This is a genomic window from Rhizobium viscosum, assembly GCF_014873945.1.
GTDB classification, from domain to species: domain Bacteria; phylum Pseudomonadota; class Alphaproteobacteria; order Rhizobiales; family Rhizobiaceae; genus Rhizobium; species Rhizobium viscosum.
This window is the reverse complement of the sequence record NZ_JADBEC010000002.1, coordinates 151,256-175,023: the sequence shown is the minus strand read 5'-3', so window position 1 is coordinate 175,023 and position 23,768 is coordinate 151,256. Positions and strand designations below refer to the sequence as shown.

Sequence of the window (23,768 nt, the reverse complement as noted above, 5' to 3'; positions counted from 1 at the left end):
GCCATGACATCAGTTGTTCTCGAAAGTGTCCGTAAGAGCTTCGGCAGCCTGGAAGTGATGAAAGGTGTCGATCTCACTGTCGAGCCGGGCGAATTCTGCGTTTTCGTCGGGCCGTCGGGCTGCGGAAAATCGACCCTTCTGCGCATCATCTCCGGATTGGAGACGACGACATCAGGGCAAGTGTTCATCGACGGCAAGGACGTAACCGATGCCGAGCCTTCCGAGCGCGGCATCGCCATGGTTTTCCAGTCCTATGCACTCTACCCGCATCTAACGGTTGCGGAAAACATCGGCTTTGGCCTCTCGCTCGCCAGGCGACCCAAAGCAGAAATTGCCGAAAAGGTGAAGCAGACCGCCGACATTCTGCAGCTTTCGCATCTGCTCGATCGTAAGCCGAAAGCACTCTCAGGCGGTCAGCGCCAGCGTGTGGCGATCGGCCGGGCGATCATTCGCAACCCGAAAGTCTTTCTGTTTGACGAACCGCTGTCAAACCTCGACGCGTCACTCCGTTCGCAGATGCGCATCGAGCTGACCGAGCTTCATGCCAAGCTCGGCGCCACCATGATCTACGTCACCCATGATCAGGTCGAGGCGATGACGATGGCCGACAAGATCGTCGTCCTGAACGGCGGGCAGATCGAACAGGTCGGGACACCGATGGCGCTCTATAACAATCCTGCCAGCCCCTTCGTTGCCGGCTTCATCGGCTCGCCGAAGATGAACCTGTTCGAAGGAGAGATCGCTGCGCGAGAAAATTGCCGGACCTACGGTATCCGGCCCGAGCATATTGCGCTCTCACCGGCCGAGGGAAAGTGGCAGGGCAAGGTGCGCCATATCGAGCGGCTCGGCGCCGATACGGTGATCTATCTCGATGTGCCGGAGTTGCAGACACTTGTCGTGCGCACGGACGGCGATCGTCCGGTCAAGACAGGCGAAACGCAATTCGCCTCACCGCTCAGCGGCAAGGAACATAGGTTCTCCTGATCGCTATCGGACGATACGAAAATCGCTCGGCACCTCATCGAGCGTTGCCTCCTCCGCCTTCACGTCTGACACGGAGGAGCCGGCGGGACCGCTCCAGAAACGCTCGAGCATCGAGCCGGTGGCGCCTTGAGAACCGATAATCAAAGCGCTGACCGATCCGTCGGCTTCATTCCGCACCCAACCCGTCAAGCCGAGCTGGAGGGCCTGGCCGCGTGCCCAGGCGCGATAGCCTACGCCTTGCACGCCGCCGGTAATGCGTACACGAAAAGCATCCAGACTGGTCGTCATTTTGAAGTCCTCCTGACAACCGAATAACGATGTTCCAAGCGCGAGCGGTTCCGAGAGGCCGATTGAACGGCATCTCAACCGGCGACGGAGATATTTCCTATCACAGAGCGTATATCGCGCCGGAAGTCGGACGGGGACATACCGGCGATATTCCGGAACGACTTGTTGAAAGCACTGATCGACCCAAAACCACTGTCCATTGCGATCTGAAGCACATTTGAGCCCTCGCCCATCAACTGCGCCTGGGCATGCGAAAGACGTAGCAGATTGAGATATTTACTGATCGTCATGCCCGTCGTTTTCTTGAACAGGTTCATTGCATATTTCGGATGGAGATCGACCGCGCGAGCGATCTCGACGGTATCGATATCCTGCAAAAAATTGCTCGCAATGAAGTCACACATGCGAGCAACGCTGCGGGATAATTGTGCGTTGGGCTGCTCAAGTTCATCGGCGATATTTTCAGGCACCATCGAGTAGGAATCCAGGGCAATCCGCTCGATGCGCAGAAGCAATTCATCGACGGCATGCTGCGTCTTCCGTGGATCGCCGGACCTGGCATAATCGTACCAACGCGGAAAATTCGCCTCATCCGCTGCATCGGTCGAAGACGTCAGCAGGATCTCCCCCTTCATCAGACGCGTACCTATCGTTGGAGGCAGGCGCATCTTGAAGAAATAGACGAGCGGCAGATGCGCACCTGCATAAAGGGAATCATCCGAGGATTCGTTCATCTGATGCGGCTGCCCGCCCCAGAAGAGGCACATCTGGCCTGCCTCAAGACGAATATCGTGATCGTTCATCCTGTAATGGACACTACCGCGCATGATGTAATTGACTTCGACCTGGGCATGCCAGTGCGGCATCGCCATGACTGGCGGATGGGCATAAAACATCTGAAGCGCCATCGGCATGCCTTCAATCGTGCTGGCACCAGGCTGATAAACAGGTTTGCCGACGACCTTACTTTCCGCCAATTCCATATTCCCTTTTTATGAGACAGCCGTTCCCTCCGCGCTAGATTAGCCATGTTCGCTCAGCGACAGCAATTGAAAAGGGAGGATTTTCATGCGCTCTAAACTCATCACTGCAACGACAGCGCTTGTGCTGCTTGCGTCCGGATCCGCATATGCGCAATCCGCGACGCTTACCATCTGGAGCTGGAACGTCGCAGCTTCCGCTCTCAAATCAACGATCGAAGGCTTCAACAAGCAGTTTCCCGACATCAAGGTCGATGTCCAGGATCTCGGCAACCAGCAGGTCTTCGACAAGACGCTCGCCGCCTGCGCCGCCGGTGGCGACGGCCTTCCCGATATCGTGACAATCGAGAATTTCGAGGCGGAGATCTTCTGGAGCCGCTTCCCGGATTGCTTCGCCAATCTGAAGGATCTCGGCTACAACGCCGACATGCAGGCGAAATTCCCCGAGTTCAAGCGCACTGAACTCGAGGTCGGCGACGTCGCCTATGCCATGCCCTGGGATTCCGGCCCGGTCGCCGTCTTCTATCGCCGCGATTACTATGAAAAGGCCGGCGTCGATCCGAAGTCGATCGCCACTTGGGACGACTTCATTGCTGCCGGCAAGAAGATCTCTGCCGCCAATCCCGGTGTCGTGATGGGTCAGGCCGATTTCAATGGCGACAGCGAATGGTTCCGTATGCTCGCCAATGAACAAGGCTGCGGCTATTTCTCGACCGATGGCCAGTCGATCACCATCAACCAGCCGGCCTGCGTCCAGACGCTGGAAAAAGTGAAGGCGATGAAGGATGCCGGCACGCTGACAGCGGCAAACTGGGACGAGAAAATCTCCTCCAACACCGCAGGCAAGGTGGCAAGCCAGCTCTTCGGTGGCTGGTATGAAGGCACGGTCCGTTCCGGCTCTCCGGACCTGTCAGGCAAGTGGGGCGTCTATGCCATGCCCGGCATGACAGCGGACAGCCCACACGCTGCCAACCTCGGCGGCTCCTCGCTCGCCATCAACGCCAATTCGCAGAACAAGGAAGCAGCCTTCAAATATCTGACCTATGCGCTCACCACCAATGAGGGCCAGGTCACGATGCTGAAGTCGTTCGGCCTCGTGCCGTCGCTGCTTTCGGCCGTTCAGGATCCCTTCGTCAACGAGCCGCAGCCCTATTGGGGCGGCCAGAAGATCTGGGCCGACATTCTCGCGACCCTGCCGAAGATCGTACCGAGCCGCGGTACGGCCTTCCAGACGGATGCCGATGCCATCTACAAGACGACGCAGACGAAGTACTTCGCCGGCGGCTATCCCGATGCAAAGGCAGCCCTCGACGATGCCGCCAAGCAGATCGCATCGGCGACGGGTCTTTCGATCGCACAATGAATGGCAAGCCGGGCGCCAAAGCGCCCGGCCTCGCCTGCCGCGGGAGGCGGCGGGCACATTCGTTCGGTAAGGAGGATTCATGCCGATCAGAAACCGGAGCGCCTATGCGTTCCTTGCGCCCTATCTTCTGGTCTTCGCCGCCTTCTGGGTTTGGCCGATCATCAATTCATTTCTGATCTCGTTCCAGAATACGCGCATCAATCCATGGAAATTCAGCCTTCAGGCCAATTGGGGGCGTCTGTTCTCCGACCCGGCCTTCTACAATGCCGTCTATAACACGCTCATCATCCTGGTCATCCAGGTGCCGGTCATGATCGCCCTTGCGACCATAATGGCCGTGCTGCTCAATTCGCCGCTTTTGAAAGCGCGTGCCTTGTTCCGTTTCGCCTTTTTTGCGCCGGTCGTGGTTGGCGAGGTCGCCTATGCGGCCGTCTTCCGGCTGATGTTCAATCTCGATTTCGGCATCATCAACAAGCTGATCGGTGCAGCCGGCCTTGCGCCCGTTTCCTGGTTCGACAACGCCAATGCCGCCATGGTTGTCATCATCATCGCTGTGACCTGGCGATGGGCAGGCTACAACGCGATCATCATCCTGGCCGGCCTGCAATCGATTCCGGAAGATGTCTACGAGGCGGCCACGCTCGACCGCGTCAGCAAGGTACAGCAGTTCTTCCACATCACGCTGCCGCTCCTGAAACCGATCATTCTTTTCTGCGTGGTTCTGTCCGTCATCGGTACGATGCAGCTCTTCGCCGAGCCCTTCCTGATTACCAACCGCGGCGGACCCGGCGGAGGCACGGAAACGCTCGGGCTGCTGCTCTATCGCCAAGGCTTCACCTCTCTGAACTTCGGTTACGCCTCGGCGATCGCCTATACGATGGCAGCACTCGCGGTCGCGATCTCGCTCCTCAATCTCTGGCTCGGGAGGGAACCGAAATGAGATCCAAGTCGCAATCGCTTCTCCTGCGCCAGATCGCCCTGCACGCCTTCCTGCTGCCGCTCGCAATCATCTGGCTCTTTCCGCTGTGGATGATGTTCGTCTTCTCGACCATGCCCGATTACGGCATCTTCAGCCCGCAGATCGTGCTCTGGCCCTCGACCAATTTCGTCGCGAATTTCCAGAACCTGCAGGCGGACACGAACTTCATCGGTGCGATGGTGATCTCGATCGTCGTCGCCACCGTCTACACCGCCCTGTCCGTGTTCCTGACCTCCATGGCCGGCTGGGCGCTCGCCCGCTATCGCTTCGTCGGCCGTTCGCTTGTCATCGCCATTATCCTTGGCACGATCACCCTGCCCTATTTCGTCGTCGTCATTCCGCAATTCATCATGGTGGCGCGCGAATTCAAGCTCGCCAATACCTGGATCGCCCTCATCGTGCCGCCGCTCTTCAATTCGCTCGGCGTGCTGTTCATGCGGCAATCCTTTTCCATGATGCCGAATGACCTTTTCGATGCGGCCCGCGTCGAGGGCGTCAAGGAGTGGCAGATTTTCCTGCGCATCGCGCTGCCGCTCGCGCGCCCGACCATGGCGGCACTGGCGATCATCCTCTTCCTCGCCTCCTGGAACAATTATCTCTGGCCGCTGCTGATAAATTCGAAGCCGGGCATGATGACGGCTCCAGTGGCGCTCGGTGTGTTGATCGGCCTCACCAAGGTTTCCTGGGGCGGCATCATGGCGGGTGCAGTCCTTCTGACGGCGCCGATCCTCGTCGTCTTCGTGGCTCTGCAGCGTCACTTCATCGCCGGCATTGCGGCCGGCGCAATCAAATAATCGAGGGGCCTATGGCAGAGCTTTCATTCAATAATATCGTCAAACGTTACGGCGCGTTTGAAATCATTCATGGCGCCGACCTGGAGGTGAAGGACGGCGAGTTCGTCGTTTTCGTCGGCCCTTCCGGCTGCGGCAAGTCCACGCTCTTGCGCATGATTGCCGGCCTTGAGGATATCACCGGCGGCGAGCTGAAGATCGGCGGTCGTGTCGTCAACGATGTCGAGCCGGCCGACCGTGGCATCGCGATGGTCTTCCAATCCTATGCGCTCTATCCGCACCTGACCGTCGAGGAGAACCTGAGCTTCGGCCTGCGCATGAACGGCAACCCGAAGGCAGACACCGAACGGCGCGTGCGCCATGTCGCGGAGATCCTGCAGATCACGGAGTTGATGAAGCGCCGACCGAAGCAACTTTCCGGCGGCCAGCGCCAGCGCGTGGCGATCGGTCGAGCCATCGTGCGCGAACCGCAGGTCTTCCTGTTCGACGAGCCGCTGTCGAACCTCGACGCCGAACTGCGTGTGCAGATGCGCGTCGAGATCTCCAGGCTGCACAAGCAGCTCGGCACGACGATGATCTATGTGACACACGACCAGACGGAGGCGATGACGCTCGCCGACAAGATTGTCGTTCTGCGTGCCGGCAATATCGAACAGATCGGTGCACCGCTCGATCTCTATGATGATCCGGCCAACCAGTTCGTCGCCGGCTTCGTCGGTTCGCCGAAAATGAATTTCCTCAAGGCCGAGGTGGCCGAGGTACACGCGGGTAAGGCGACGGTCGTGCTCGCGGACGACAGAATGGTGCGCCTCGTGGTACCACTGCACGACCCATCCATCACATCGGGCACGCCCGTCACGCTCGGTATCCGGCCAGAGCATTTCGATGAGGCGGGTCGGGGCGAAGCGGATCTGACGGTTGCCGTCGATGTCGCCGAGCATCTCGGCAATACCAGCTACATCTACGCAAACTTTGGCGGCGAACAGCTCATCATCGAACAGCCGGAGTCCCGCAGCCTCGGCAAGACCGAGCGGCTGACGGTGTCGCTGTCCGCCGCCCGCACCTTCCTGTTCGATGCCGCCGGCAAGCGGCTTCGATAACGCGATCCCAAGACTGAAAGACGAAAGAGGATAGTCATGACTTCAGATAATCCGATCCGCTGGGGCATTATCGGCCCCGGCACCATCGCTCGTACCTTTGCCGATGGCGTCGCGCATTCGCGCACCGGCAAACTCGTGGCGATCGCCACCCGCAATCCCGACAAGCCCGGTCTTGCCGATGGCTTTCCGGGTGCGCGTATCGTCAAGGGTTACGAGGCACTGCTGAAGGACAACGAGGTCGATGCGATCTATATCGCCACACCTCATACCGGCCATGCCGAATGGGCCATCAAGGCGATCCGCGCCGGCAAGCATGTGCTGGTCGAAAAGCCGATCGCTCTCTCTGCCTATGATGCCGAGGCGATTTACTATGAGGCGAAGAAGGCAGGCGTCTTTGCCGGCGAAGCCTTCATGTATCGTGTCCATCCGCAGACCGAAAAGCTGGTCGAACTCGTCAAAAGCGGCACGATCGGTGAAATCCGCATCATCCGCTCCTCGTTCGGCTTCAGCATGGGCAGCTACAAACCGGAACACCGCCTGTTTGCCAATGAAACGGCCGGCGGCGGCATTCTCGATGTCGGCGGCTATCCGGTTTCCATGGCGCGGCTGATCGCGGGTGCGGCGGCCGGCAAGCCCTTCCTCGATCCGGAGAAGGTTTCGGGTGTCGCCCATCTCGGCCAATCCGGCGTCGACGAGTGGGCTTCGGCCGTGCTCAAATTCCCGAACGAGATCATCGCCGAAGTCTCGTGCTCGATCATGGCGCAACAGGACAATGTCTTGCGCATCATCGGCTCGCAGGGCCGTATCGAGGTGAAGGATTTCTGGTTCGCCTCCGGCCACAAAGGCGGGATCGGCAAGATCGAGATCTTCAAGAACGGCGAGCAGGAGACAATCGAAGTCAAGGAAGACCGCTGGCTTTACTCCTTCGAAGCGGATGCTGCCGGTGACGCGATCCGCGCCGGCGAGAAGGAATTCCGCTCCCCTGGCATGAATTGGGCGGACTCGATCAACAATCTGAAGGTGCTCGACCAATGGCGCGCTTCGGTTGGTCTCGAATATGGCGTCGAGAAAGCCGCCAAGCGCACCTTGAACATTGCCGGCAACGCCGTCAGGCGCGGCAGCTCCATTCCGCAGCGCCAGGTCCCCGGCATTTCCAAGCCGGCTTCGGTCGTCACCCTCGGTTTCGAATTCTTCCCGAATTTCGCAGCCGCCTCCCTGACGCTCGACACCTTCTATGAAGCCGGCGGCAATGTCTTCGACACTGCCTTCGTCTATGGCGGCGGCAAGACGGAGAGCATTTTTGGCGACTGGCATACGAGCCGTCAGGTGCCGCGCGAGGAGATCGTGCTGATCGGCAAGGGTGCCCACTCGCCGCTCTGCTATCCTGATGTCATCAGCAAGCAGCTCGACCAGTCTCTCAACCGCCTGAAGACAGACTATGTCGATATCTACTTCATGCATCGCGATAACATCGACGTGCCGGTCGGCGAATTCGTCGATGCCATGGATGCCGAGGTCAAGCGTGGCCGCATCCGCGGCATTTTCGGCGGCTCCAACTGGACGCGCGAACGTTTCGACGAGGCGACCGCCTATGCGAAGAAGAACGGCAAGGCAGCGCCCGCTGCCCTTTCCAATAACTTCTCGCTCGCCGAAATGCTCGATCCGATCTGGGCCGGCTGCGTGGCCGCATCTGATGACGGGTGGAAGAAGTGGCTGAACGAAAAGCAGATCCCCAACTTCGCCTGGTCGAGCCAGGGGCGTGGCTTCTTCACCGACCGGGCCGGCCGCGACAAGCGCGACGACGAGGAGATCGTGCGGTGCTGGTATTCGGATCGCAATTTCGAGCGGCGTGACCGGGCAATCGCGCTTGCCAAGGAGCTTGGACGGCATCCGATCCATATCGCGCTTGCCTATGTCATTGCCCAGCCCTTCCCGGTCATTCCGCTGATCGGGCCGCGCACGATCGCAGAACTGGAAGACAGCCTTTCGGCATTGGACATCAAGCTGACGCCCGAACAGGTGAAGTGGCTGGAAGCCTGATTGCCCCTCTAAGAGAATGTATGACGACAAGCGGCAGGCCTCAACGCCTGCCGCTTTTCTGTTGCGCGACGATGCAGGGGTCAATGACAACTAATCCACTAGTGTTGCATTCTCGCCATTGCCCTCAACCATAGGTCATCTAGTGTAGGCCCGTACCAGGGAGCAAGGCAATGACGCGAACGGTTTGGCCGAAGGAAGTGCTGACGTCGGACACGATGAACTTTCTCGACGGCATTCACCGGGACTGGTGCTCGGCCGCACGTTGCAGCCGTGACAGCGATCTCGGAATGGCAAAAGCGAAAGCGCTGGTCGACTGGTTCGAATTCGGGGTGCGGGATCGCGACGAATTGCTTGGTCTGCTGTCGGAAGATTTTTCCGGCGCCGCCTAAGACGCCCCACTTGTTTTTGCCGTATTGGCGCTACCTCACTCTGAACGATATCAGGAGGAGAGGCCCTTGCGTAAACATTTAGTATTATTCGGCATTATCCTGTTTCCAGCGACAGCTTTCGCCCAATCCCCGGATCTGGAGGCGACATGCCAATCAGTCGCCAAAGGTTTCTTCATGAGCGATCAGCTTTCGATCGGCACGGTTCAATCCTTCCCGGAACTCAAGCCACCGGGCGTTCGCATGACCTATTCGACGCGACCGGGAACTGCACCGGCGGAGATGACCGATACGTTCGAATGCGAATTCGACAAGGTCGACAAACCGCGTCAGCTTGCGCGGTTCTGCGTCTCGAATACCTGTTATTCACCAGGTGAGGATGATGCCGATCGAAAGCGCCGCTTCGAGGAAGCCCGAATTCTACTGGAGCGAACCGAGAAATAATCTACCTATGCGCGATTAGCGGCGCGTATGAATGTCACCGCTCTCACCGGCGCCCTGGAGCAAAGCAGCATCGTCGCGATCGTCTTCATCGATCAACTCCTGCATCGTCTCGTGTTCCTCATCCTCGCTGAACTCGTCGGATGCCTGCAGCCAGTGCCGAAGCGCCGCTCCTTCCGGACGGCCCTCCTGCTCCCAAATCTCGTAGGCGCGCTGCCGAATTGCTTCTTCCTTGTCCTTGGCCATCCTGTTACCTCCAATCGTCCCGAATCCGCCGGCGTTTCTCGTCAGTGGGCGACGCCGGTGATCGGATCGACGATCGGCCGTTCGCTTTCATCCCTGACGCCCGGCGGCTGGACGGTCGGAGGAGCAATAGACTCCTTGTCCGCACGATCTGGCGCTTCGGCAATCGGTCGGACATCACTGGGACGGCGCTGTTCGGCTTTGGCATTAGTATCCTTCGTGCCCATGACGCATCTCCTTTTTTTAGGAAACACCGGCATTCGTTCGAGGTTCCGCCGCAGAGTTCAAATGAGGGTCTTGCCAGGCCGCTCCGGCCGACTGGCAGGAGCGATATGGCTTAGCCGAGGACTTTCTCGGCTATCAGAACTTCTCGCTCGTATCGGCCTTGCCCTTGACCCAATAGCCTGAGGCCTTGATCCAGCTCAGCGGATAGCCGCGTTCTTCAGTGAGATAGGCACGGATTGCCCGCACCACCGACGCCTCGGCTGCAATCCAGACGAATGTCTGGGGAACGATGTCGATCCCAGCCAAGGCAGCAACCAGCGGTTCGGCGTTCGTCGCATCGGAGAGAGGACGGTAAACCCAGCGCGTTGTAAGTGCTGCAGCTGTCTCGAAGGATTGCTCCTCCTCCGGGGCCGCGACCGCGGCGATTGCCACAATGGTCGTATCGGCGCCGCTCTCCTCGATGCGCCGCCCGATGGCGGGCAAAGCCGTCTCATCGCCGATCAAAAGCCATCTCTTCACGCTGCCGGCAACCACGGCTGAGCCGCGCGGGCCACCAATCTCAAGAGGCATGCCGGGCTGGGCGTCGATCGCCCATTGCGTGACCGGACCGGCCTCGTGCAGGGCGAAGTCGAGCGTCAGGCTGCGGGCAGCATTATCATAGCGGCGCGGCGTGTAGTCCCGACGTTCCTCGACGCCCCCGGCGCCGGGTACGATGATCTTGATGTGATCATCAGGTGCGAGGCTGGTGAAATCGGCGAGGTCTTCACCCCTCAGCACGATGCGCCGCATGCCGGGCGTGATATCGGTCACGCTTTCGACCGTCAGCGAACGACGGCGCAATTCATGGCGAACCCGCTCGATCATGGGTGCAGGGAACGGGTGAATTGTGGATTGATTGTTATCCATCATGTCCTTCCGGGGCTTCGGGAACGATCCGCAGGACATAGTCGCGCAGATCGAAGCCGCAAAGCCGTTCGATCATACGCGTTGAGTGACGTTAACGCTTACGTGGCAGGAGCATCTCCAGCCAATGACGGTCTTTCCTTAACGAAGGCCGGAACAAGATGCAATAAAAACTTGAGTATCTAGCTCCATTTTAGAACATTGCCCGAACGCCAAATTCGACCCGCAACCCTAAATCTGTCGGATGCATGATTTTCACACGCGATCGGTATGGTTCTTGCAACGTTACCAATATCCTTACGTTGGGGAGACCAAGTGTAATGGAATGGAACACATACGAGCGCTTCCCCCCTCTGGTGCTGATGCTGGGTGGCCGGGAAAAATACAGGGTCCTCAGAACGTTGCGAGACGCCGCTGAGGTTTTAATAACGGACTGGCCGTCAGAGGACGGCGAGGAATATGTCGTGGCCGTCAAGGCCTGCGTCGATGCGATCAGCGGACAGATCGATGTCGGTGAATTGCAGGACGCCATCCGCCGTGCGGCAGCCGAAGCCGGCATTGCGATCTTGACGGTCGTGCACTGAAACCCGCCGCCCGTGGCTAACGCTGCGGACTGACAAAGGAAGCTTGCCGTCTCGCCTGAAAACCGCGACGATCTCGTCAGGCAGGGTTTGGCGATGATGAGATGCGGGATAGGCTTAACGGCTACGGCGCTGGTTTCCGCCGTGTGGGTTATCATGGCGCCCGCGGTCAGGGCCGCAGAGCCATCCGTTCCCGAACCGTCTTGCCTTTACCAGGGCAACGCTGATGACGGGCAAACGCTCTGCATTCGAAAAGATCATTTCAATACCGATCTCTGCGCCGTGATGGATCGTTTCGCAGCAACCCATAACATTCCGCCTGCCTTCTTTGCCCGCCTGATCTGGCGCGAAAGCTTGTTCCGCCCGGAAGCGGTCAGCCCGAAGGGCGCGGAGGGCATTGCGCAATTCATGCCGGGCACTGCCCGGCTGCGAGCCCTGGAAAACAGCTTCGATGTTGTCCAGGCGCTCAAAGCGTCGTCCGCCTACCTCGACGAACTCAGGCTTCGTTTCGGCAATCTCGGACTTGCCGCTGCCGCCTATAATGCCGGCGAATCCGGCCTCAGCCGGTTTCTCTCCTCCGGCCGCCTGCCGATCGAGACGCGCGACTATGTGTTTGCAATTACCCGGCAGACCGTCGAGACTTGGCGGGACAGCCCTCCGGAAGCCGCTGCGCCTGAGTTGCGTGACGGCATGCCGTTCCGTCAGGCATGCGTGGCGCTTGCCGAGACGCGGCAGATGAACGAGCCGGTCCTGACCGGATCAGCCGACTGGGCACCGTGGGGCGTACAGCTTGCCGCCCATTACAATCCGTCCGTGGCGGACCGGCTCTTCACCATATCGCTCACAAAGCTTCCCGAACCGCTGAACGCCGAACGCGCCCTGATCGTGCGCCAGAGGGGCGGAAACTTCGGCTATCGTCCACGCTATGCGGCGAGAATCGGCCGGGAGACACGGGCCGAAGCGACCAAGCTCTGCAGCACGATCCGCTCGGCCGGTGTTGCCTGCACTGTCTTCCGGAATCGCTGATCCGGAGCACATCGCGGCTCGCCCCTATCCGACAGTTTAGTGCCGATCTGCCGCCGGGCTTGCTATGTTCGTGAAGAGCTAGAGCGTCCTTTGTGCGTCCGAAGGGACGCACAGCGCTCTAGGATCCAGCCGCTTCCAAGCCAAAAAAGACTGCATTCTCAGTTGCTGCGATGTGGCCTGCTACGGCTGCACTGATCGTACATGTTCCTTCAAAGCACTGATAGAGCTTGTCGAGACTATTGGTAACTGAGGTTGGCGCTCGAAAAGAGTAAGGCGTCTGCCGGGGAGGAGATCCAGCAGACGCCCTCATCACGCGTGGCGCCGGGAGGAGGATGCCGCCACGTAGACGCTGGCTTGGGAGGAGGTAAGCCGCGTCTCGGACAAAGCGACGAGGGAGGAGTTTCATCGCTTCGTTGAACTGGTATGTAGGCCGATCGCTGCCGGTCTTCTAGGCATATATTTGCAAGGCTGCCATGCGCTATGCGTCAGAAGAAGAGCTCATATGATGCAAAAACGCGCCCGCCTTCATCAGGCGAGCGCGTCTGGCATTCATTGAAAACTGGTCTTAGCGGCCAATGGCTGCACGTGCGACGTCACGAATATCGCCACGAGCGATACCGAGGTCGTTCAGTTCACGGCTCGACATACGGCCAAGCTCAGCAACGGTTTGACGATACTTGCGCCAGTTGTTGAAGGTGCGTGCGATGCTCATTGTAATCCCCTTTCCGTGGGTCTAGCGACAGCTGCCAGATAGCGGCGCTTCGTTCGCTTTGATGAGGAACATATAATATCGGTCTACAGAAATGAGTAGCGTTCAGACTACAGCTCACCCATGCATGAGACGCATGGCAAGGCGGACTAATGGCCCTCTTCTTAGGCAGCTTTCCTATCCGTGAGTATAGTTGAAGAAGGCCCGCCGAAGCCCCACGTGATCCCGATCCTCCAAAGCCGATCAGGGGCAATTCGATGTCTAACTCAGTCTGCGAAACCTATCCTGGAATATGCAGTAAATCCCGTCTCGCTTACCCTCGTCCCGTCCGCCTGTTCCATCCCGCAAACGACAACGGACAAAATACGATCCGGCCACCCATCGTCATTCTATCCACCAGCCTTCCCGCGTCCGAAGCCAGACCGATGTCTGCCCTGGAAGTCGGATCGGTGATTTCGCTGCTAGGGCTGCTCGTCTTCGCCGCCCATGAAGAGATCGTGGCCGTCGCCCCCGCGGTCGCCTCCGCTCTCGAGCAGTTTCTCGCAAGTGCACCGGTCGCCCTCTGGTAGCGGCAACATCTTATCCTATTGCAAAGCTTGTCCGGATCACCCAAGTGAATTTGGGCAGCCCTAGATGACCTACCACCGGCCCCTCCGATTCCGCTGCATGGGTCAGGCCATGGCTCTCAATCTCCTGGATACGCCATCGGACCGTATCGACGAGATCAATCTCGGATATCAAACCGGACCAGAGGGATTGCTCGACATTCTCTCTGCCTTCCGCAATCTCGGCATTCACCACGTTGCTTTCAACCTGCTCGTCGACGGACGCAAGGCGATAGCCGATCTTGAGATCATCGCACGGGAAGTTTTGCCACGGCTGAACCAGGCCGCAGAACCGCAGGCGTCTCGATAGTCTCTGAGGTACGCGGTTAGCGGTCGAAGAAATTCTGCCAAGTCTTCTCGCCAATAAGGCAATCCGTTGTCGGCTGGTTCGTCGCAATTTTTCGGATCTGTACCGGCGGCTCGAGTCCGCTGATTTCCCAGACGAGCTTCCGGCGGACGGCAACGGCGAAATCCTCGATCTTGTGGACCGGCAAAACGAAGGAGCCGGGGCCGCCGATCACGCAATCTCCGTAATACTTGTCGAGCCCCTCGGGCACATCGGATGGCCGCAGCATGATGGCCAGTCCGTTGATGACGATGCCCGCCTCCAGAGCCGCATCGCGTGCAGGTGTGACAGGATCGCCAGAATTGTTGGGACCGTCGCCGGAAACGTCGATCACCTCACGATTTCCCTTATAGGGGCTTGCGGCAAGCATCGATGCGCCTTGAACGATCGCTGCGGATATGGATGTGCGGCGCTGGGTGGCAATTGGTCGCGCCTCCAGTTTGTCAGCAAAATCCATCGCATCCTTTTCCGTCTCGATTACCTGCCAATCGATGACGGAACCGGGCACGACATAGCCGGCCCATTCGAAATAGCTGACGGTGATCCGCCCGATCAGGCCTCCCTTCACCGCGTCGAAGAACTCCTTGTGCCGCAACGCCTGGACATAGCCCTCGCGCTGGATGCGGACCTCTTCAAAATCCATCGAGCGGGACGTATCGACGGCCAGCACTAGCTCGACGTCGACTTCATTTTGGCTTGATTGCGCGATCGTGGCGGCAGCGCCAGACAGGCTCGCGAGCATCGCAAGTGTCGTCAGCATCATCACTTCCCATCACTGCGTTCAGCTGAAGATTCTAGCATAGCCTGGCGTGACGGCGACTGCTGCCAGATTGCATTCTGTCAATTTTCAGTGATGTCGGGTGCCATCCGACAATCAGGCAGTATTTGTGGTGTCATGTCTGTGCGATCGGCTTCACCACTTGTGAAGAACTCACAGCCATTCTGCGGGACACTTGGCGATTCGCCCAGCAATGACGGAGATAGCATGCCGCTTCTGCAGTTTCCCGCCGACCGACGCGCAGCCGATATCAGGCGCTGTGCCGAGGCCCTTCAGAACCTTCACGGCGAGGCCGCCAACCGCTTCTGGCGGTCGGAGATGGCCGGGTTCGCAGCCAATTTGAGAGACCAGGGCTGCAGCGATCACGAACTCTCGCGGCAGGCCGCCCTGTTCATGGATGCGGTGCAGATGGAACTTCAAGTCGTCTACGCCGCAGCAGCAGAGCGATAAGAACTATTATTTGGGAATGCGGTTGTAGAAGGATTGCGGGTCGTAAACGCACTCGTAGTCGAGCACGCACATTTCCCCATTGGCCGCTCGTACTCTGGCCACGCTGTATTTGTCGCCCAGCCGGCATCGCGCCGGCGGGTAACGGAAGCTCCGGCCTCCAATGCCCATGCGAACGAAGACAGCCTTTTTCTGCTGGATAATCTGTGCGAGCTCGCGGCAGGAATGGTCGCGCGCATTGACCTCCACCGCGTCGAGCGCAAAGGCAGCTGTAGGGAGCAAGAGGGCAGCCACTAAAATCAAACTTCTCATAAGACCTCCTGATGCGGGCGGTTTAGCAACAGCACCTGCGGCTTCGATCGCAACAGCAGGCGCTGATGTCGCGCGATAAAGGTAGGATTTGGGATGGCAAATCAGATCGATCCATCCACATTGAAGACGTGCCGGCCTCAGATCTTGCCGCGCGTGGCAAAGACCAGCGTCTTCAGTTGTTCTTCGTCGTGAACGCCCTGACGGTAGAGTTCGATAATGATTGCAGCCGACCGGCTCACCTCCTCGTCGTCATCGGCAAGACCGAACGCGGCCTTCAGCAAATCCAGCACATTCTGGCATGTGGCGAGGTCATCCGATGTCAGCGCTTCGTCCCGAGGTTTGATGTAACAGTTGGTCATAATGCGCTCGCTTGTTGGGTCTGACATCTTCCCATCACAGACATTACTATCGCGCTTCGATCGACAGCGACAGATATCCAGCGTCGAAGCCGACAATCTTCCGCAGCTTGCCCCTGAAGGGACCATAACTGTCAGTCTATTTGCCAGCATTTAAAAATGACACAACCGGCTGCCGCTTCGAGATGTCTGCAGACGGCTTCCTCGACCGAACGCATTGGACTGGATTATCTCCTGGGGGGTGCACCGCGATCTGAGGGATTATTCTCGAATGCCGCCGACCTTGTGCGCGGCGAGGCCGGGCCACAGAGAGGAAGGTTGACGTATGCGGCTTACTTCGCCGGCGGCGCGATGGATTCGACCATCGGCACATCACCTTTCGGCAGCACATAGACTAAGCACGGATGCTTCAATCCCCGCCAACGCCTTGATCTGCAGCCGTCGGCGACTTTCGGCGTTTCGCCCTCCTTCCATCCGTGCGGCATTTTTGACCGGAACCGAAGCCGATGATCCGGCGTTGGTTTCAGGTTTTCAAAATGAAAGACATTGCCGTGCCCCAGAACCAGCCCGCCGCCGCCGGGCAAGATCAGCTCTCCGATCCTGCAAAAAACGAAGCCCTGACCAAAGAGGTTGAAAAGAACGCCGAAGCCGAGAAGCGCCCCTCCATTGTCAGGCGTCATCCGATGGCGACCCTGCTCGTCGTTCTTGTGCTTGTTGTTGTTGCTGTCGCCGGCTATTTCATCTGGCTGATCTATTTCCATCCCTATGAGACGACGGACGACGCCTTCGTCGATGCCCGCAGCTTCTCGGTCGCTGCCAAGGTGTCGGGTTATGTCTCGGATGTTCCCCTCTCCGATAACAAGCATGTCGACGTCGGCGCAGTCATTGCCAAAATCGATCCCCGCGACTACCAGATCGCACTGGACCAGGCGCACGGCCAGGTCGATGTCGCAAAGGCAGCGATTTCCAGCGCCGAAGCGCAGATTGCCGCCGCAGCCGCAGCGATCGACGAAGCCAAGGCGCAGCAGACCTCGGCGGAAGCCGCCCTTCAGTATGCGCAGGATGAAAGCGACCGGCAGCAGCAACTGGTAAAAAGCGGTGCCGGCTCAGAACAGGCCGCACAGCAGGCAGCGTCCACGTTGAGGCAGGATAGAGCAAGTACCGCTCAGGCGCAGGCAAGTGTCATCTCGGCCATCAAGAACAAAGCGGCCGCCGAAGCACAACGAGCAAGTGCCGTTGCCAGTCTGCATCAGGCAGAAGCGCAGGTCGAAGCGGCCGAACAGAATCTCAGCTATACAACGATCACGGCTGCGCAGCCCGGCCGTGTCGTCAAGCTCAGCGGCTCGAAAGGGCAATATGTCCAGGCTGGACAGGCTGTCTCCATGTTCGTGCCCGACGAGATCTGGGTAACGGCCAATTTCAAGGAAACACAGCTGACGGACATGCGGCCGGGCCAACCTGTCGATGTGACGATCGACGCCTATCCGGATCATGTCCTTCGTGGCCGGATCGATTCCGTCCAGCCCGGATCGGGCACCGCCTTTTCACTGCTTCCAGCTGAAAACGCCACCGGCAACTATGTGAAGGTCATACAGCGTGTGCCGGTCAAGATCGTCGTCGATAACTGGCCGAAGGATGTGGCGATCGGTCCTGGCATGTCCGTAGTGCCGACGGTAACCGTGCGTCCGAGGAACTGACATGAGTAATGCCACAACGGCGGATGGCACGCCCGCATCCGGTGCAAGAGTTGCCAATCCGTGGCTGATCGCGCTGGTCGTTTCGCTCGCGACCTTCATGGAGGTCCTGGATACGACGATTGCCAATGTGGCACTGCGCTACATCTCCGGCGGTCTTGCCGTAAGCGCCGACGAGGCGTCATGGGTCGTCACGACCTATCTCGTTTCCAACGCCATCATTCTCGTCGCCAGCAGCTTCATTGCCAAACGTTACGGAAGACGGCGCTTCTACCTTATGTGCCTTGCGACCTTCACCATTGCCTCTCTCTGCTGCGGCCTTGCGTGGAACCTGGAATCCCTGCTGATTTTCCGCATGATCCAGGGTTTTGCGGGCGGCGGCATGGTGCCGATCTCCCAATCGATCCTCGCCGATTCCTTCCCGCCATCGAAGCGCAGCCAGGCTTTTGCCCTGTTCGGCGTCGCCGTGGTCGTCGCTCCCGTGGTCGGCCCGACGCTCGGCGGCTACCTCTCTGACAATTTCTCCTGGCACTGGTGCTTCCTAATCAACGGACCGGTCGGCCTTTTCGCCTTCATCCTTGTCTACTTTCTCGTGGACGAACCGGATTCACTGCGCCAGGAACGCGCACGGATGCGCCGGCAAGGCGTGCGTTTCGATATTGTCGGCTTCCTGCTGGTCGCGACCTTTCTCGGGGCGCTCGAACTGGTTCTCGACCGTGGCCAGACGGAAGACTGGTTCGGCTCGAACTTCATCATTGCCGCCACGGCAATCTGCATCTCAGCTTTTCTTCTTGCGATCCCATGGCTGATGAAAACGGCCAATCCTGTTGTCGACGTGCGCTTGCTTGCAAGCCGACAATTCGGTTCCTGTTTCATTGTCATGCTGGCGACGGGGGCGATCCTAATCGCCACGACCCAGTTCATCCCGCAGGTCCTGCAGCAGAATTTCGGCTATACGGCGACCTGGGCCGGGCTTGCGCTTTCGCCCGGCGGCCTGGTCACGATGTTCATGATGTTCGTGGCGGGACGGATCTCCAACAAAATCCAGCCGAAATATCTGATCGCCATCGGCACCGCGATCATTGCCGCCGCCATGTATGACATGACACGCCTCAACGCCGACCTGAACTTCGGTTTCTTCGTCTGGTCGCGCATCTATCTCGGCTTCGGCCTGCCGCTGATCTTCATCCCGATGACCGCAGCCTCCTATGATGGCCTGAGGCCGGACCAGACGGACCAGGCATCGGCCCTCATCAATGCAGCGCGCAACACAGGTGGTTCGATCGGCGTTGCGATCGCATCAAACGTGCTCGCCCACCGGGAACAGTGGCATCAGAGCCGATTGGTCGAGCACATCATCCCCTCCGATCCCACCTACAACCAAGCCCTGCAGGGCGCGACCCAATATTTTGCCGATAGAGGGACCGGAGCGATCGATGCGCAATCGCAGGCCATGGCCTGGATCGGCCAGCAGGTGCAGATCCAGGCAAGCTATCTCGCCTATATCGATGTTTTCCACACGCTGATGTGGCTATCGCTCGCGGTTCTGCCGCTCGCTTTCATCCTGCGCAAAATCGACCTTGGCGAGGGTTCGGGCCATCAGGGCGGACATTGATCTGCCTGATGTCAGCAACTTCTTGTATATCCCCCAATCTGGGGGTTCATTCGAATCGCCGCATGTACTATGTATGCGACGTGATATTCACACGAGACAGGTACTGATGACCCCAGAAATGTCCGGCTTTGAATGCACTCGCGGCAATGCCGTTTCCGGCAAGCTCAAGCTTTCAAGCAAACTGCCCTACTTTATCGTCGCAGGACTTGCTGTGGCCGTGTGGGCAAACTCTGACGAACGACCGCACGATACGGAAGTGGCAGCCAAGCAAGCTGCACCGGCTTCGCTCGCCCGATAAGCACGGCGACGGCTCGGCCGACGAGCGGCCGAGAATATAGCAATCAGATCTATCGCTGGTGCGTGATGGTCGAGCCGTGTCCCGCTGTGGGTTACTGCGGGAACCCGATCAGCCGAAACCAGATCTCAAATTCTGATGCCACTCGTCTCATCAAAGAGATGCACTTGCGCCGGATCGACGGTGACGCCGATCGTCTGGCCCGGCTGAACCGATCCCCTGCCCGTTTCAACAATCGTCATTTCGGGCGTCGTTGCAGCGGTGATGAAGGTCGAGGAACCCGTGGATTCGACGACTGCGACCGGTACGTCAAAACTCCCCTGCCCCTGATTGGTGATGCCTATATGCTCGGGGCGGATTCCGGCGGTGACCCTGCGACCTGGCTGTATCTGATGGTCGATGGCGATCTGCTGCCTGAGCGCCCCGAGATCGAGCGTGAGGCTTTTTCCATCCTCGCCGGCAATCGCCGGAATGAAGTTCATCGCGGGCGAGCCGATGAAACCGGCGACGAATTTGTTGGCAGGCTTGTCGTAAAGATCGAGCGGCCTGCCCTGCTGCTCGATGATGCCATCGCGCATGACGACGACGTGATCCGCCATGGTCATCGCCTCGATCTGGTCATGCGTCACATAGACCGAGGTCGCATGCAGACGATCGTGCAGCGCGCGGATCTCTTTGCGCATATGGACGCGCAGGGCCGCATCGAGATTGGACAGCGGCTCGTCGAAGAGGAAGGCCTTCGGGTGGCGGATGATGGCGCGGCTCATGGCGACGCGCTGGCGTTGACCACCGGAAAGCTCACGCGGATAGCGCTTCAGCAGATGCGAAAGGCCTGTGGTGGCTGCGACCTCCTCGGCTGCCTTCTTCGCCTCCGCCTTTGCAACGCCGCGCATGCGCAGGCTGTAGGTGAGGTTTTCCTCAACGGTCATATGCGGATAGAGCGCATAGGACTGGAATACCATGGCGACATCGCGTTTACGCGGCGGCACTCCGTTCATCAGCTCGCCGGCAATCTTCAGGCTGCCATCGGAGATGGTTTCCAGCCCGGCGAGCGAGCGCAGCAGCGTCGACTTGCCGCAGCCGGAAGGGCCTACAAGCGCGACGAAGGTCCCCTTGGCGATGGAGAGGTCGATATTCTTCAAGGCATGGAAGGCGCCGTAATATTTGTTGACGCCGGCAAGCTCGATCTGAGGGGTCATTTGAGGGCTCCCGAGGTGAGGCCGGATACGATGCGGCGCTGCAAAAGAACAAAGATGGCAAGGATCGGCGTCACATACATCGTGGCGTAGGCCATGATGTTGTTCCATTCATTGGTGTTCGGCCCCATGAAGGAGTTGAGCCCGACGCTCGCCGGCTGAAGCTCGGCCGCCTGGATCATCGACTTGGAATAGACGAACTCGCCAAAGGCTTGCATGAAGATGAGAATGGCGCTGACCAGAATGCCGTTGCGGGCAAGCGGCAGCACGATGTTGAAGAAGGCGCCGACACGCGAATTGCCGTCGACGAGGGCCGCCTCTTCGAGCTCCATCGGAACCGCCATGAAGGTAGCGCGTACCAGCACCACGAAGAACGGCATGCTCTTTGCGGCGATGGCAATGATGACGGCGAGCCTTGGATAATTCAGCATGCCAATCTGGGAGAAGCCGACGAAGATCGGCGTGATCATCAGCGAAGCCGGCAGGACCTGCAGCATAAGGATCAGGAAGAGACCTATATCCACCCAGATATTGCGATAGCGCGCCAGCACATAGGCGCAGCCGACACCGAGCACCGTAATGATGACGACCGCGCCGATCGCAATCACCAGCGAGTTCCAGAGATAGAGCCCCATGTTCCGGCTTTCCCAGACATAGGTATAGGTGCCCCACTGCGGCGAGGCCGGCCAGAAGCTCGGGGGTGTGGCAAACATCTCCGAGCCGCTTTTCAGCGCAGTGATGTACATCCAATAGAGCGGGAAAAGATAGATCGCCGCCATGATAATGGCGATCACGAGCATCAATCGATTGCGTGCAGTCTCGCTCATCCGCGCACCTCATGGCGGGTTGAGCGCACGTAGACGACAGAGGCAAACATCACGAAGACGATCATGATGACGGAAATGGTCGCGCCCTTGGCGAAATCATATTGGCGGAAAGACAAATCCCAGGCCCAGTATTGCGTGACGTTGGAGGAATTGTTCGGTCCACCCGAGGTGATGGCGGCAAAGAGGTCGAACTGCTGCAGCGTAAAGATCAGGCCGAGCGCGATGATGGCGCCGATCGTCGAGCGCATCATCGGCAGCGTGATCGTCCAGAAGCGCTGCCACGCCGTGGCGCCGTCAAGTTCGGCGGCCTCATAGAGATCGCCCGGAATGCCGGAAAGGCCGACGGAAAGCAGGATCATGTTGAAGGACGTGCCAAGCCAGATATTGGCGATGATGACGGCGTAAAGCGAATAATGCGGGTCTGAACGCCAGAAGATATTGCCGGAGATGATGCCGCTTTCCTTCAGGATGAAATTCAGCACGCCGAAATCGCCCGAGAGGATCCAGTTCCAGATCGCGCCGACGACAAGACCGGGCATCACCCAGGAGACGAGGAACAGGCCACGCAGCCAGGATGCACCGGGGAAATTGACCCAAAAGAACAGCGCCAGGCCGAAGCCGATCAGGAACTGGCCGGCGATCGAACCGACGACGAAGATCGCCGTATTGTAGAGGATCGGCAGCGTTTCCGGTTGCGCGAAAAGATCCGTGTAGTTCTTGAAGCCCACCCAGGGGCGCGAGAAGGTGCCGAGGCTGAACATATCAACCTCCTGAAAGCTCATCACGACATTGTAGATGAGTGGCAGACCTGCCATCAGAAACAGAAAGCCAAGCGGAAAGGCGACAAGCACGATATCGAAACCGCGGCCATCCCTGACGCTGGAAAGGATCCTTCTCATGGGTCCTCCGATGCTCCGAACGGGGCTGCCTAGCTGATGCCGCAGCAGCCCCTGCCGGGAGGAAAAGATGGGATGGCCGACGGCCATCCGGTGATGCCAGTTAGCCGAGGACTGCCTTGATCTTGTCAGCAGCCTGATCCAGCGCGTCCTTGGCGCTCATCTGGCCGGTGAGTGCTGCCTGGATGGCATCCTGGATAGCCTTGGAGATCTTCGGCCACTGCGGATGCGGACCGCGCGGCTTGGCGTATTTCAGCTGCTCGAGGAAGACCTTCAGCGCGGCATCCTTCAGCGGCTGGCCGGTCTCAGGGATGGAGATGTCGGAACGGGCCGGCAGTTGGCCGAAGTTCTTGAACATCTTGTCATCCTGGGATGCGAAATATTCGAGCGCCTTGAAGGCTTCGGCCGGATGCTTGCTGGTCGAGAAGATCGCCCAGTTGAAGTCACCCATTGCCGAAGAGCGCTCCGCACCTTCCTTCGGAATCGGCAGCAGCGTTACACCCCAGTCGAACTTGGCTTCCTGCACCATGCGGTCCAGCTCCCAGGGGCCGGAGATTGCCATGGCGGCATTGCCGGAATTGAACGTGCCGGTCGAATCCCACTGGCCGCGGGTCAGCGTATCAGGCGAGGCGAGCTTCTCGTCCATGATCGTCTTCCAGACTTCGAGCGCCTTGACCGCGCCATCGGCATTGATGTGCTCGTAGCTGCCGCCGCCCATCTGCGCCCAGGGCAGAAACTGGAAAGTGCCTTCCTCATTTGCCTTTGCCGAGAAGGCAAGACCGTAGACGTTCTTGGCCGGATCGGTCAGCTTGCGTGCATCCTCGACAAGTTCGTCCCAGGTCTGAGGCGGCTTGTTCGGATCGAGGCCTTTCGCCTTGAACATGTCCTTGTTGTAATAGAGCGCAATCGTGTTTGTCGCCTTCGGCACGCCGAAATATTTGCCGTCCCACTCGACCGATTTCAGCGGTCCCGGGAAATAATTCTCAGGCTTGATGACCTTCGAATTCTTGATCATGTCGGAGATATCAAGGAAGGCGCCGCGCGAGGAAAACAGCGCGTGCTCGGGATTGTCGACAGCGATGATGTCGGGCGCCTGGCCGGTAGCATAGGCGCGCATCGCTTCGGTAACGACGTCGTCGAACTGGATCAGGCGATATTCGATGGTGATGCCGTTATGCTGGTCGTTGAATTCCTTGACCAGGTTCGGCGCCGGCTGAGTGTCCTTGTCCAGCGACCAGAGCGTCAGTTTGACGTCTTCCGCCTTGGCGGACAAGCCGAAGAGCGAAACGCCAGCAAGCGCCAGCGCGCCCAGAACTGCAAATTTGCGGATAGCCATGGTTCTCCTCCTTTGTGGTTATCCTT

29 protein-coding genes and 1 pseudogene are annotated in these 23,768 nt (G+C 58.9%); 16 read left to right on the top strand and 14 right to left on the bottom strand.

Annotated features, from left to right (window positions below; translation table 11 throughout):
* The first annotated feature begins 3 nt into the window (after positions 1-3).
* Positions 4-984 (top strand): ABC transporter ATP-binding protein, encoded by a 981-nt coding sequence (locus H4W29_RS21850; RefSeq protein ID WP_192730972.1) that lies wholly within the window; start codon positions 4-6, stop codon positions 982-984.
* Between the two features lie 3 nt (positions 985-987).
* On the opposite strand, the gene H4W29_RS21845 is transcribed toward H4W29_RS21850, so the two are convergent.
* Positions 988-1,272: an acylphosphatase gene (locus H4W29_RS21845; RefSeq protein ID WP_192730971.1), complete on the bottom strand. Its 285-nt coding sequence runs from the start codon at positions 1,270-1,272 to the stop codon at positions 988-990.
* 74 nt (positions 1,273-1,346) lie between these two features.
* Positions 1,347-2,255: a helix-turn-helix domain-containing protein gene (locus H4W29_RS21840; RefSeq protein ID WP_192730970.1), complete on the bottom strand. Its 909-nt coding sequence runs from the start codon at positions 2,253-2,255 to the stop codon at positions 1,347-1,349.
* Positions 2,256-2,340: 85 nt separating this feature from the next.
* On the opposite strand from H4W29_RS21840, the gene H4W29_RS21835 reads away from it, so the two are divergent.
* The 7 genes from H4W29_RS21835 (at position 2,341) to H4W29_RS21805 (ending at position 9,355) form a co-directional block, all read left to right on the top strand.
* On the top strand, positions 2,341-3,615 hold the full coding sequence (locus H4W29_RS21835; protein WP_192730969.1) for an ABC transporter substrate-binding protein: 1,275 nt from the start codon (positions 2,341-2,343) through the stop codon (positions 3,613-3,615).
* A gap of 79 nt (positions 3,616-3,694) precedes the next feature.
* Complete coding sequence (locus H4W29_RS21830) at positions 3,695-4,555, top strand: carbohydrate ABC transporter permease (protein ID WP_192730968.1); 861 nt, start codon at positions 3,695-3,697, stop codon at positions 4,553-4,555.
* Positions 4,552-5,388, top strand: coding sequence for a carbohydrate ABC transporter permease (locus H4W29_RS21825; protein ID WP_192730967.1), 837 nt, complete (start codon positions 4,552-4,554; stop codon positions 5,386-5,388). The genes H4W29_RS21830 and H4W29_RS21825 overlap by 4 nt, the downstream gene beginning before the upstream one ends.
* Before the next feature lie 11 nt (positions 5,389-5,399).
* Positions 5,400-6,485 carry an ABC transporter ATP-binding protein gene (locus tag H4W29_RS21820; protein WP_192730966.1) on the top strand — a complete coding sequence of 362 codons (1,086 nt, stop codon included), beginning with the start codon at positions 5,400-5,402 and terminating at the stop codon, positions 6,483-6,485.
* A gap of 36 nt (positions 6,486-6,521) precedes the next feature.
* A complete protein-coding gene (locus tag H4W29_RS21815; protein WP_192730965.1) occupies positions 6,522-8,525 on the top strand; it encodes an aldo/keto reductase in 2,004 nt (667 codons plus the stop codon).
* Positions 8,526-8,695: 170 nt separating this feature from the next.
* A complete protein-coding gene (locus H4W29_RS21810) occupies positions 8,696-8,914 on the top strand; it encodes a hypothetical protein (RefSeq protein ID WP_192730964.1) in 219 nt (72 codons plus the stop codon).
* A 66-nt stretch (positions 8,915-8,980) separates the two neighbouring features.
* On the top strand, positions 8,981-9,355 hold the full coding sequence (locus H4W29_RS21805) for a hypothetical protein (RefSeq protein WP_192730963.1): 375 nt from the start codon (positions 8,981-8,983) through the stop codon (positions 9,353-9,355).
* Between the two features lie 18 nt (positions 9,356-9,373).
* Here the strand turns inward: H4W29_RS21805 and H4W29_RS21800 are convergent.
* From H4W29_RS21800 to H4W29_RS21790, 3 genes and pseudogenes are all read right to left on the bottom strand, one after another.
* A pseudogene (locus tag H4W29_RS21800) lies at positions 9,374-9,598 on the bottom strand (DUF2934 domain-containing protein); the annotation flags it as partial.
* Between the two features lie 41 nt (positions 9,599-9,639).
* A complete protein-coding gene (locus H4W29_RS21795; protein WP_192730961.1) occupies positions 9,640-9,822 on the bottom strand; it encodes a hypothetical protein in 183 nt (60 codons plus the stop codon).
* Between the two features lie 133 nt (positions 9,823-9,955).
* Positions 9,956-10,726: a siderophore-interacting protein gene (locus tag H4W29_RS21790; protein WP_192730960.1), complete on the bottom strand. Its 771-nt coding sequence runs from the start codon at positions 10,724-10,726 to the stop codon at positions 9,956-9,958.
* A gap of 317 nt (positions 10,727-11,043) precedes the next feature.
* Here H4W29_RS21790 and H4W29_RS21785 point away from each other — a divergent pair, with 317 nt between their 5' ends.
* Complete coding sequence (locus tag H4W29_RS21785; RefSeq protein ID WP_007823346.1) at positions 11,044-11,307, top strand: DUF982 domain-containing protein; 264 nt, start codon at positions 11,044-11,046, stop codon at positions 11,305-11,307.
* Positions 11,308-11,400: 93 nt separating this feature from the next.
* On the top strand, positions 11,401-12,330 hold the full coding sequence (locus tag H4W29_RS21780) for a transglycosylase SLT domain-containing protein (protein WP_376776586.1): 930 nt from the start codon (positions 11,401-11,403) through the stop codon (positions 12,328-12,330).
* A gap of 565 nt (positions 12,331-12,895) precedes the next feature.
* Here the strand turns inward: H4W29_RS21780 and H4W29_RS21775 are convergent.
* On the bottom strand, positions 12,896-13,042 hold the full coding sequence (locus tag H4W29_RS21775) for a DUF1127 domain-containing protein (protein WP_183725306.1): 147 nt from the start codon (positions 13,040-13,042) through the stop codon (positions 12,896-12,898).
* Positions 13,043-13,464: 422 nt separating this feature from the next.
* Here H4W29_RS21775 and H4W29_RS21770 point away from each other — a divergent pair, with 422 nt between their 5' ends.
* Positions 13,465-13,608 (top strand): hypothetical protein, encoded by a 144-nt coding sequence (locus H4W29_RS21770; protein WP_192730959.1) that lies wholly within the window; start codon positions 13,465-13,467, stop codon positions 13,606-13,608.
* A 109-nt stretch (positions 13,609-13,717) separates the two neighbouring features.
* Positions 13,718-13,954 carry an LLM class oxidoreductase gene (locus H4W29_RS21765; protein WP_192730958.1) on the top strand — a complete coding sequence of 79 codons (237 nt, stop codon included), beginning with the start codon at positions 13,718-13,720 and terminating at the stop codon, positions 13,952-13,954.
* 16 nt (positions 13,955-13,970) lie between these two features.
* On the opposite strand, the gene H4W29_RS21760 is transcribed toward H4W29_RS21765, so the two are convergent.
* Positions 13,971-14,750: a DUF1194 domain-containing protein gene (locus H4W29_RS21760; protein ID WP_192730957.1), complete on the bottom strand. Its 780-nt coding sequence runs from the start codon at positions 14,748-14,750 to the stop codon at positions 13,971-13,973.
* A gap of 225 nt (positions 14,751-14,975) precedes the next feature.
* Here H4W29_RS21760 and H4W29_RS21755 point away from each other — a divergent pair, with 225 nt between their 5' ends.
* Positions 14,976-15,218 (top strand): DUF6074 family protein, encoded by a 243-nt coding sequence (locus tag H4W29_RS21755; RefSeq protein ID WP_192730956.1) that lies wholly within the window; start codon positions 14,976-14,978, stop codon positions 15,216-15,218.
* A gap of 6 nt (positions 15,219-15,224) precedes the next feature.
* Here H4W29_RS21755 and H4W29_RS21750 read toward each other — a convergent pair whose 3' ends face one another.
* The 3 genes from H4W29_RS21750 to H4W29_RS34430 all read right to left on the bottom strand — a co-directional run bounded on the left by H4W29_RS21750 (position 15,225) and on the right by H4W29_RS34430 (position 16,563).
* A complete protein-coding gene (locus H4W29_RS21750) occupies positions 15,225-15,527 on the bottom strand; it encodes a hypothetical protein (protein WP_192730955.1) in 303 nt (100 codons plus the stop codon).
* Positions 15,528-15,664: 137 nt separating this feature from the next.
* Positions 15,665-15,886 (bottom strand): hypothetical protein, encoded by a 222-nt coding sequence (locus H4W29_RS21745; RefSeq protein WP_192730954.1) that lies wholly within the window; start codon positions 15,884-15,886, stop codon positions 15,665-15,667.
* A gap of 329 nt (positions 15,887-16,215) precedes the next feature.
* Complete coding sequence (locus tag H4W29_RS34430) at positions 16,216-16,563, bottom strand: hypothetical protein (protein WP_246517402.1); 348 nt, start codon at positions 16,561-16,563, stop codon at positions 16,216-16,218.
* Between the two features lie 3 nt (positions 16,564-16,566).
* On the opposite strand from H4W29_RS34430, the gene H4W29_RS21740 reads away from it, so the two are divergent.
* The 3 genes from H4W29_RS21740 (at position 16,567) to H4W29_RS21730 (ending at position 19,490) form a co-directional block, all read left to right on the top strand.
* Positions 16,567-17,580, top strand: coding sequence for an HlyD family secretion protein (locus H4W29_RS21740; protein WP_246517401.1), 1,014 nt, complete (start codon positions 16,567-16,569; stop codon positions 17,578-17,580).
* 1 nt (position 17,581) lies between these two features.
* Positions 17,582-19,192, top strand: a complete 1,611-nt coding sequence (locus tag H4W29_RS21735) for a DHA2 family efflux MFS transporter permease subunit (protein WP_192730952.1) — start codon at positions 17,582-17,584, stop codon at positions 19,190-19,192.
* A 106-nt stretch (positions 19,193-19,298) separates the two neighbouring features.
* Positions 19,299-19,490, top strand: a complete 192-nt coding sequence (locus tag H4W29_RS21730) for a hypothetical protein (RefSeq protein ID WP_192730951.1) — start codon at positions 19,299-19,301, stop codon at positions 19,488-19,490.
* Positions 19,491-19,615: 125 nt separating this feature from the next.
* On the opposite strand, the gene H4W29_RS21725 is transcribed toward H4W29_RS21730, so the two are convergent.
* The 4 genes from H4W29_RS21725 to H4W29_RS21710 all read right to left on the bottom strand — a co-directional run bounded on the left by H4W29_RS21725 (position 19,616) and on the right by H4W29_RS21710 (position 23,742).
* Positions 19,616-20,686 (bottom strand): ABC transporter ATP-binding protein, encoded by a 1,071-nt coding sequence (locus H4W29_RS21725; RefSeq protein ID WP_192730950.1) that lies wholly within the window; start codon positions 20,684-20,686, stop codon positions 19,616-19,618.
* Positions 20,683-21,510, bottom strand: coding sequence for a carbohydrate ABC transporter permease (locus tag H4W29_RS21720; protein ID WP_192730949.1), 828 nt, complete (start codon positions 21,508-21,510; stop codon positions 20,683-20,685). The genes H4W29_RS21725 and H4W29_RS21720 overlap by 4 nt, the downstream gene beginning before the upstream one ends.
* Positions 21,507-22,409: a carbohydrate ABC transporter permease gene (locus tag H4W29_RS21715; protein ID WP_183743004.1), complete on the bottom strand. Its 903-nt coding sequence runs from the start codon at positions 22,407-22,409 to the stop codon at positions 21,507-21,509. The genes H4W29_RS21720 and H4W29_RS21715 overlap by 4 nt, the downstream gene beginning before the upstream one ends.
* 100 nt (positions 22,410-22,509) lie before the next feature.
* Positions 22,510-23,742, bottom strand: a complete 1,233-nt coding sequence (locus tag H4W29_RS21710) for an ABC transporter substrate-binding protein (protein WP_192730948.1) — start codon at positions 23,740-23,742, stop codon at positions 22,510-22,512.
* Between the last annotated feature and the right edge of the window lie 26 nt (positions 23,743-23,768).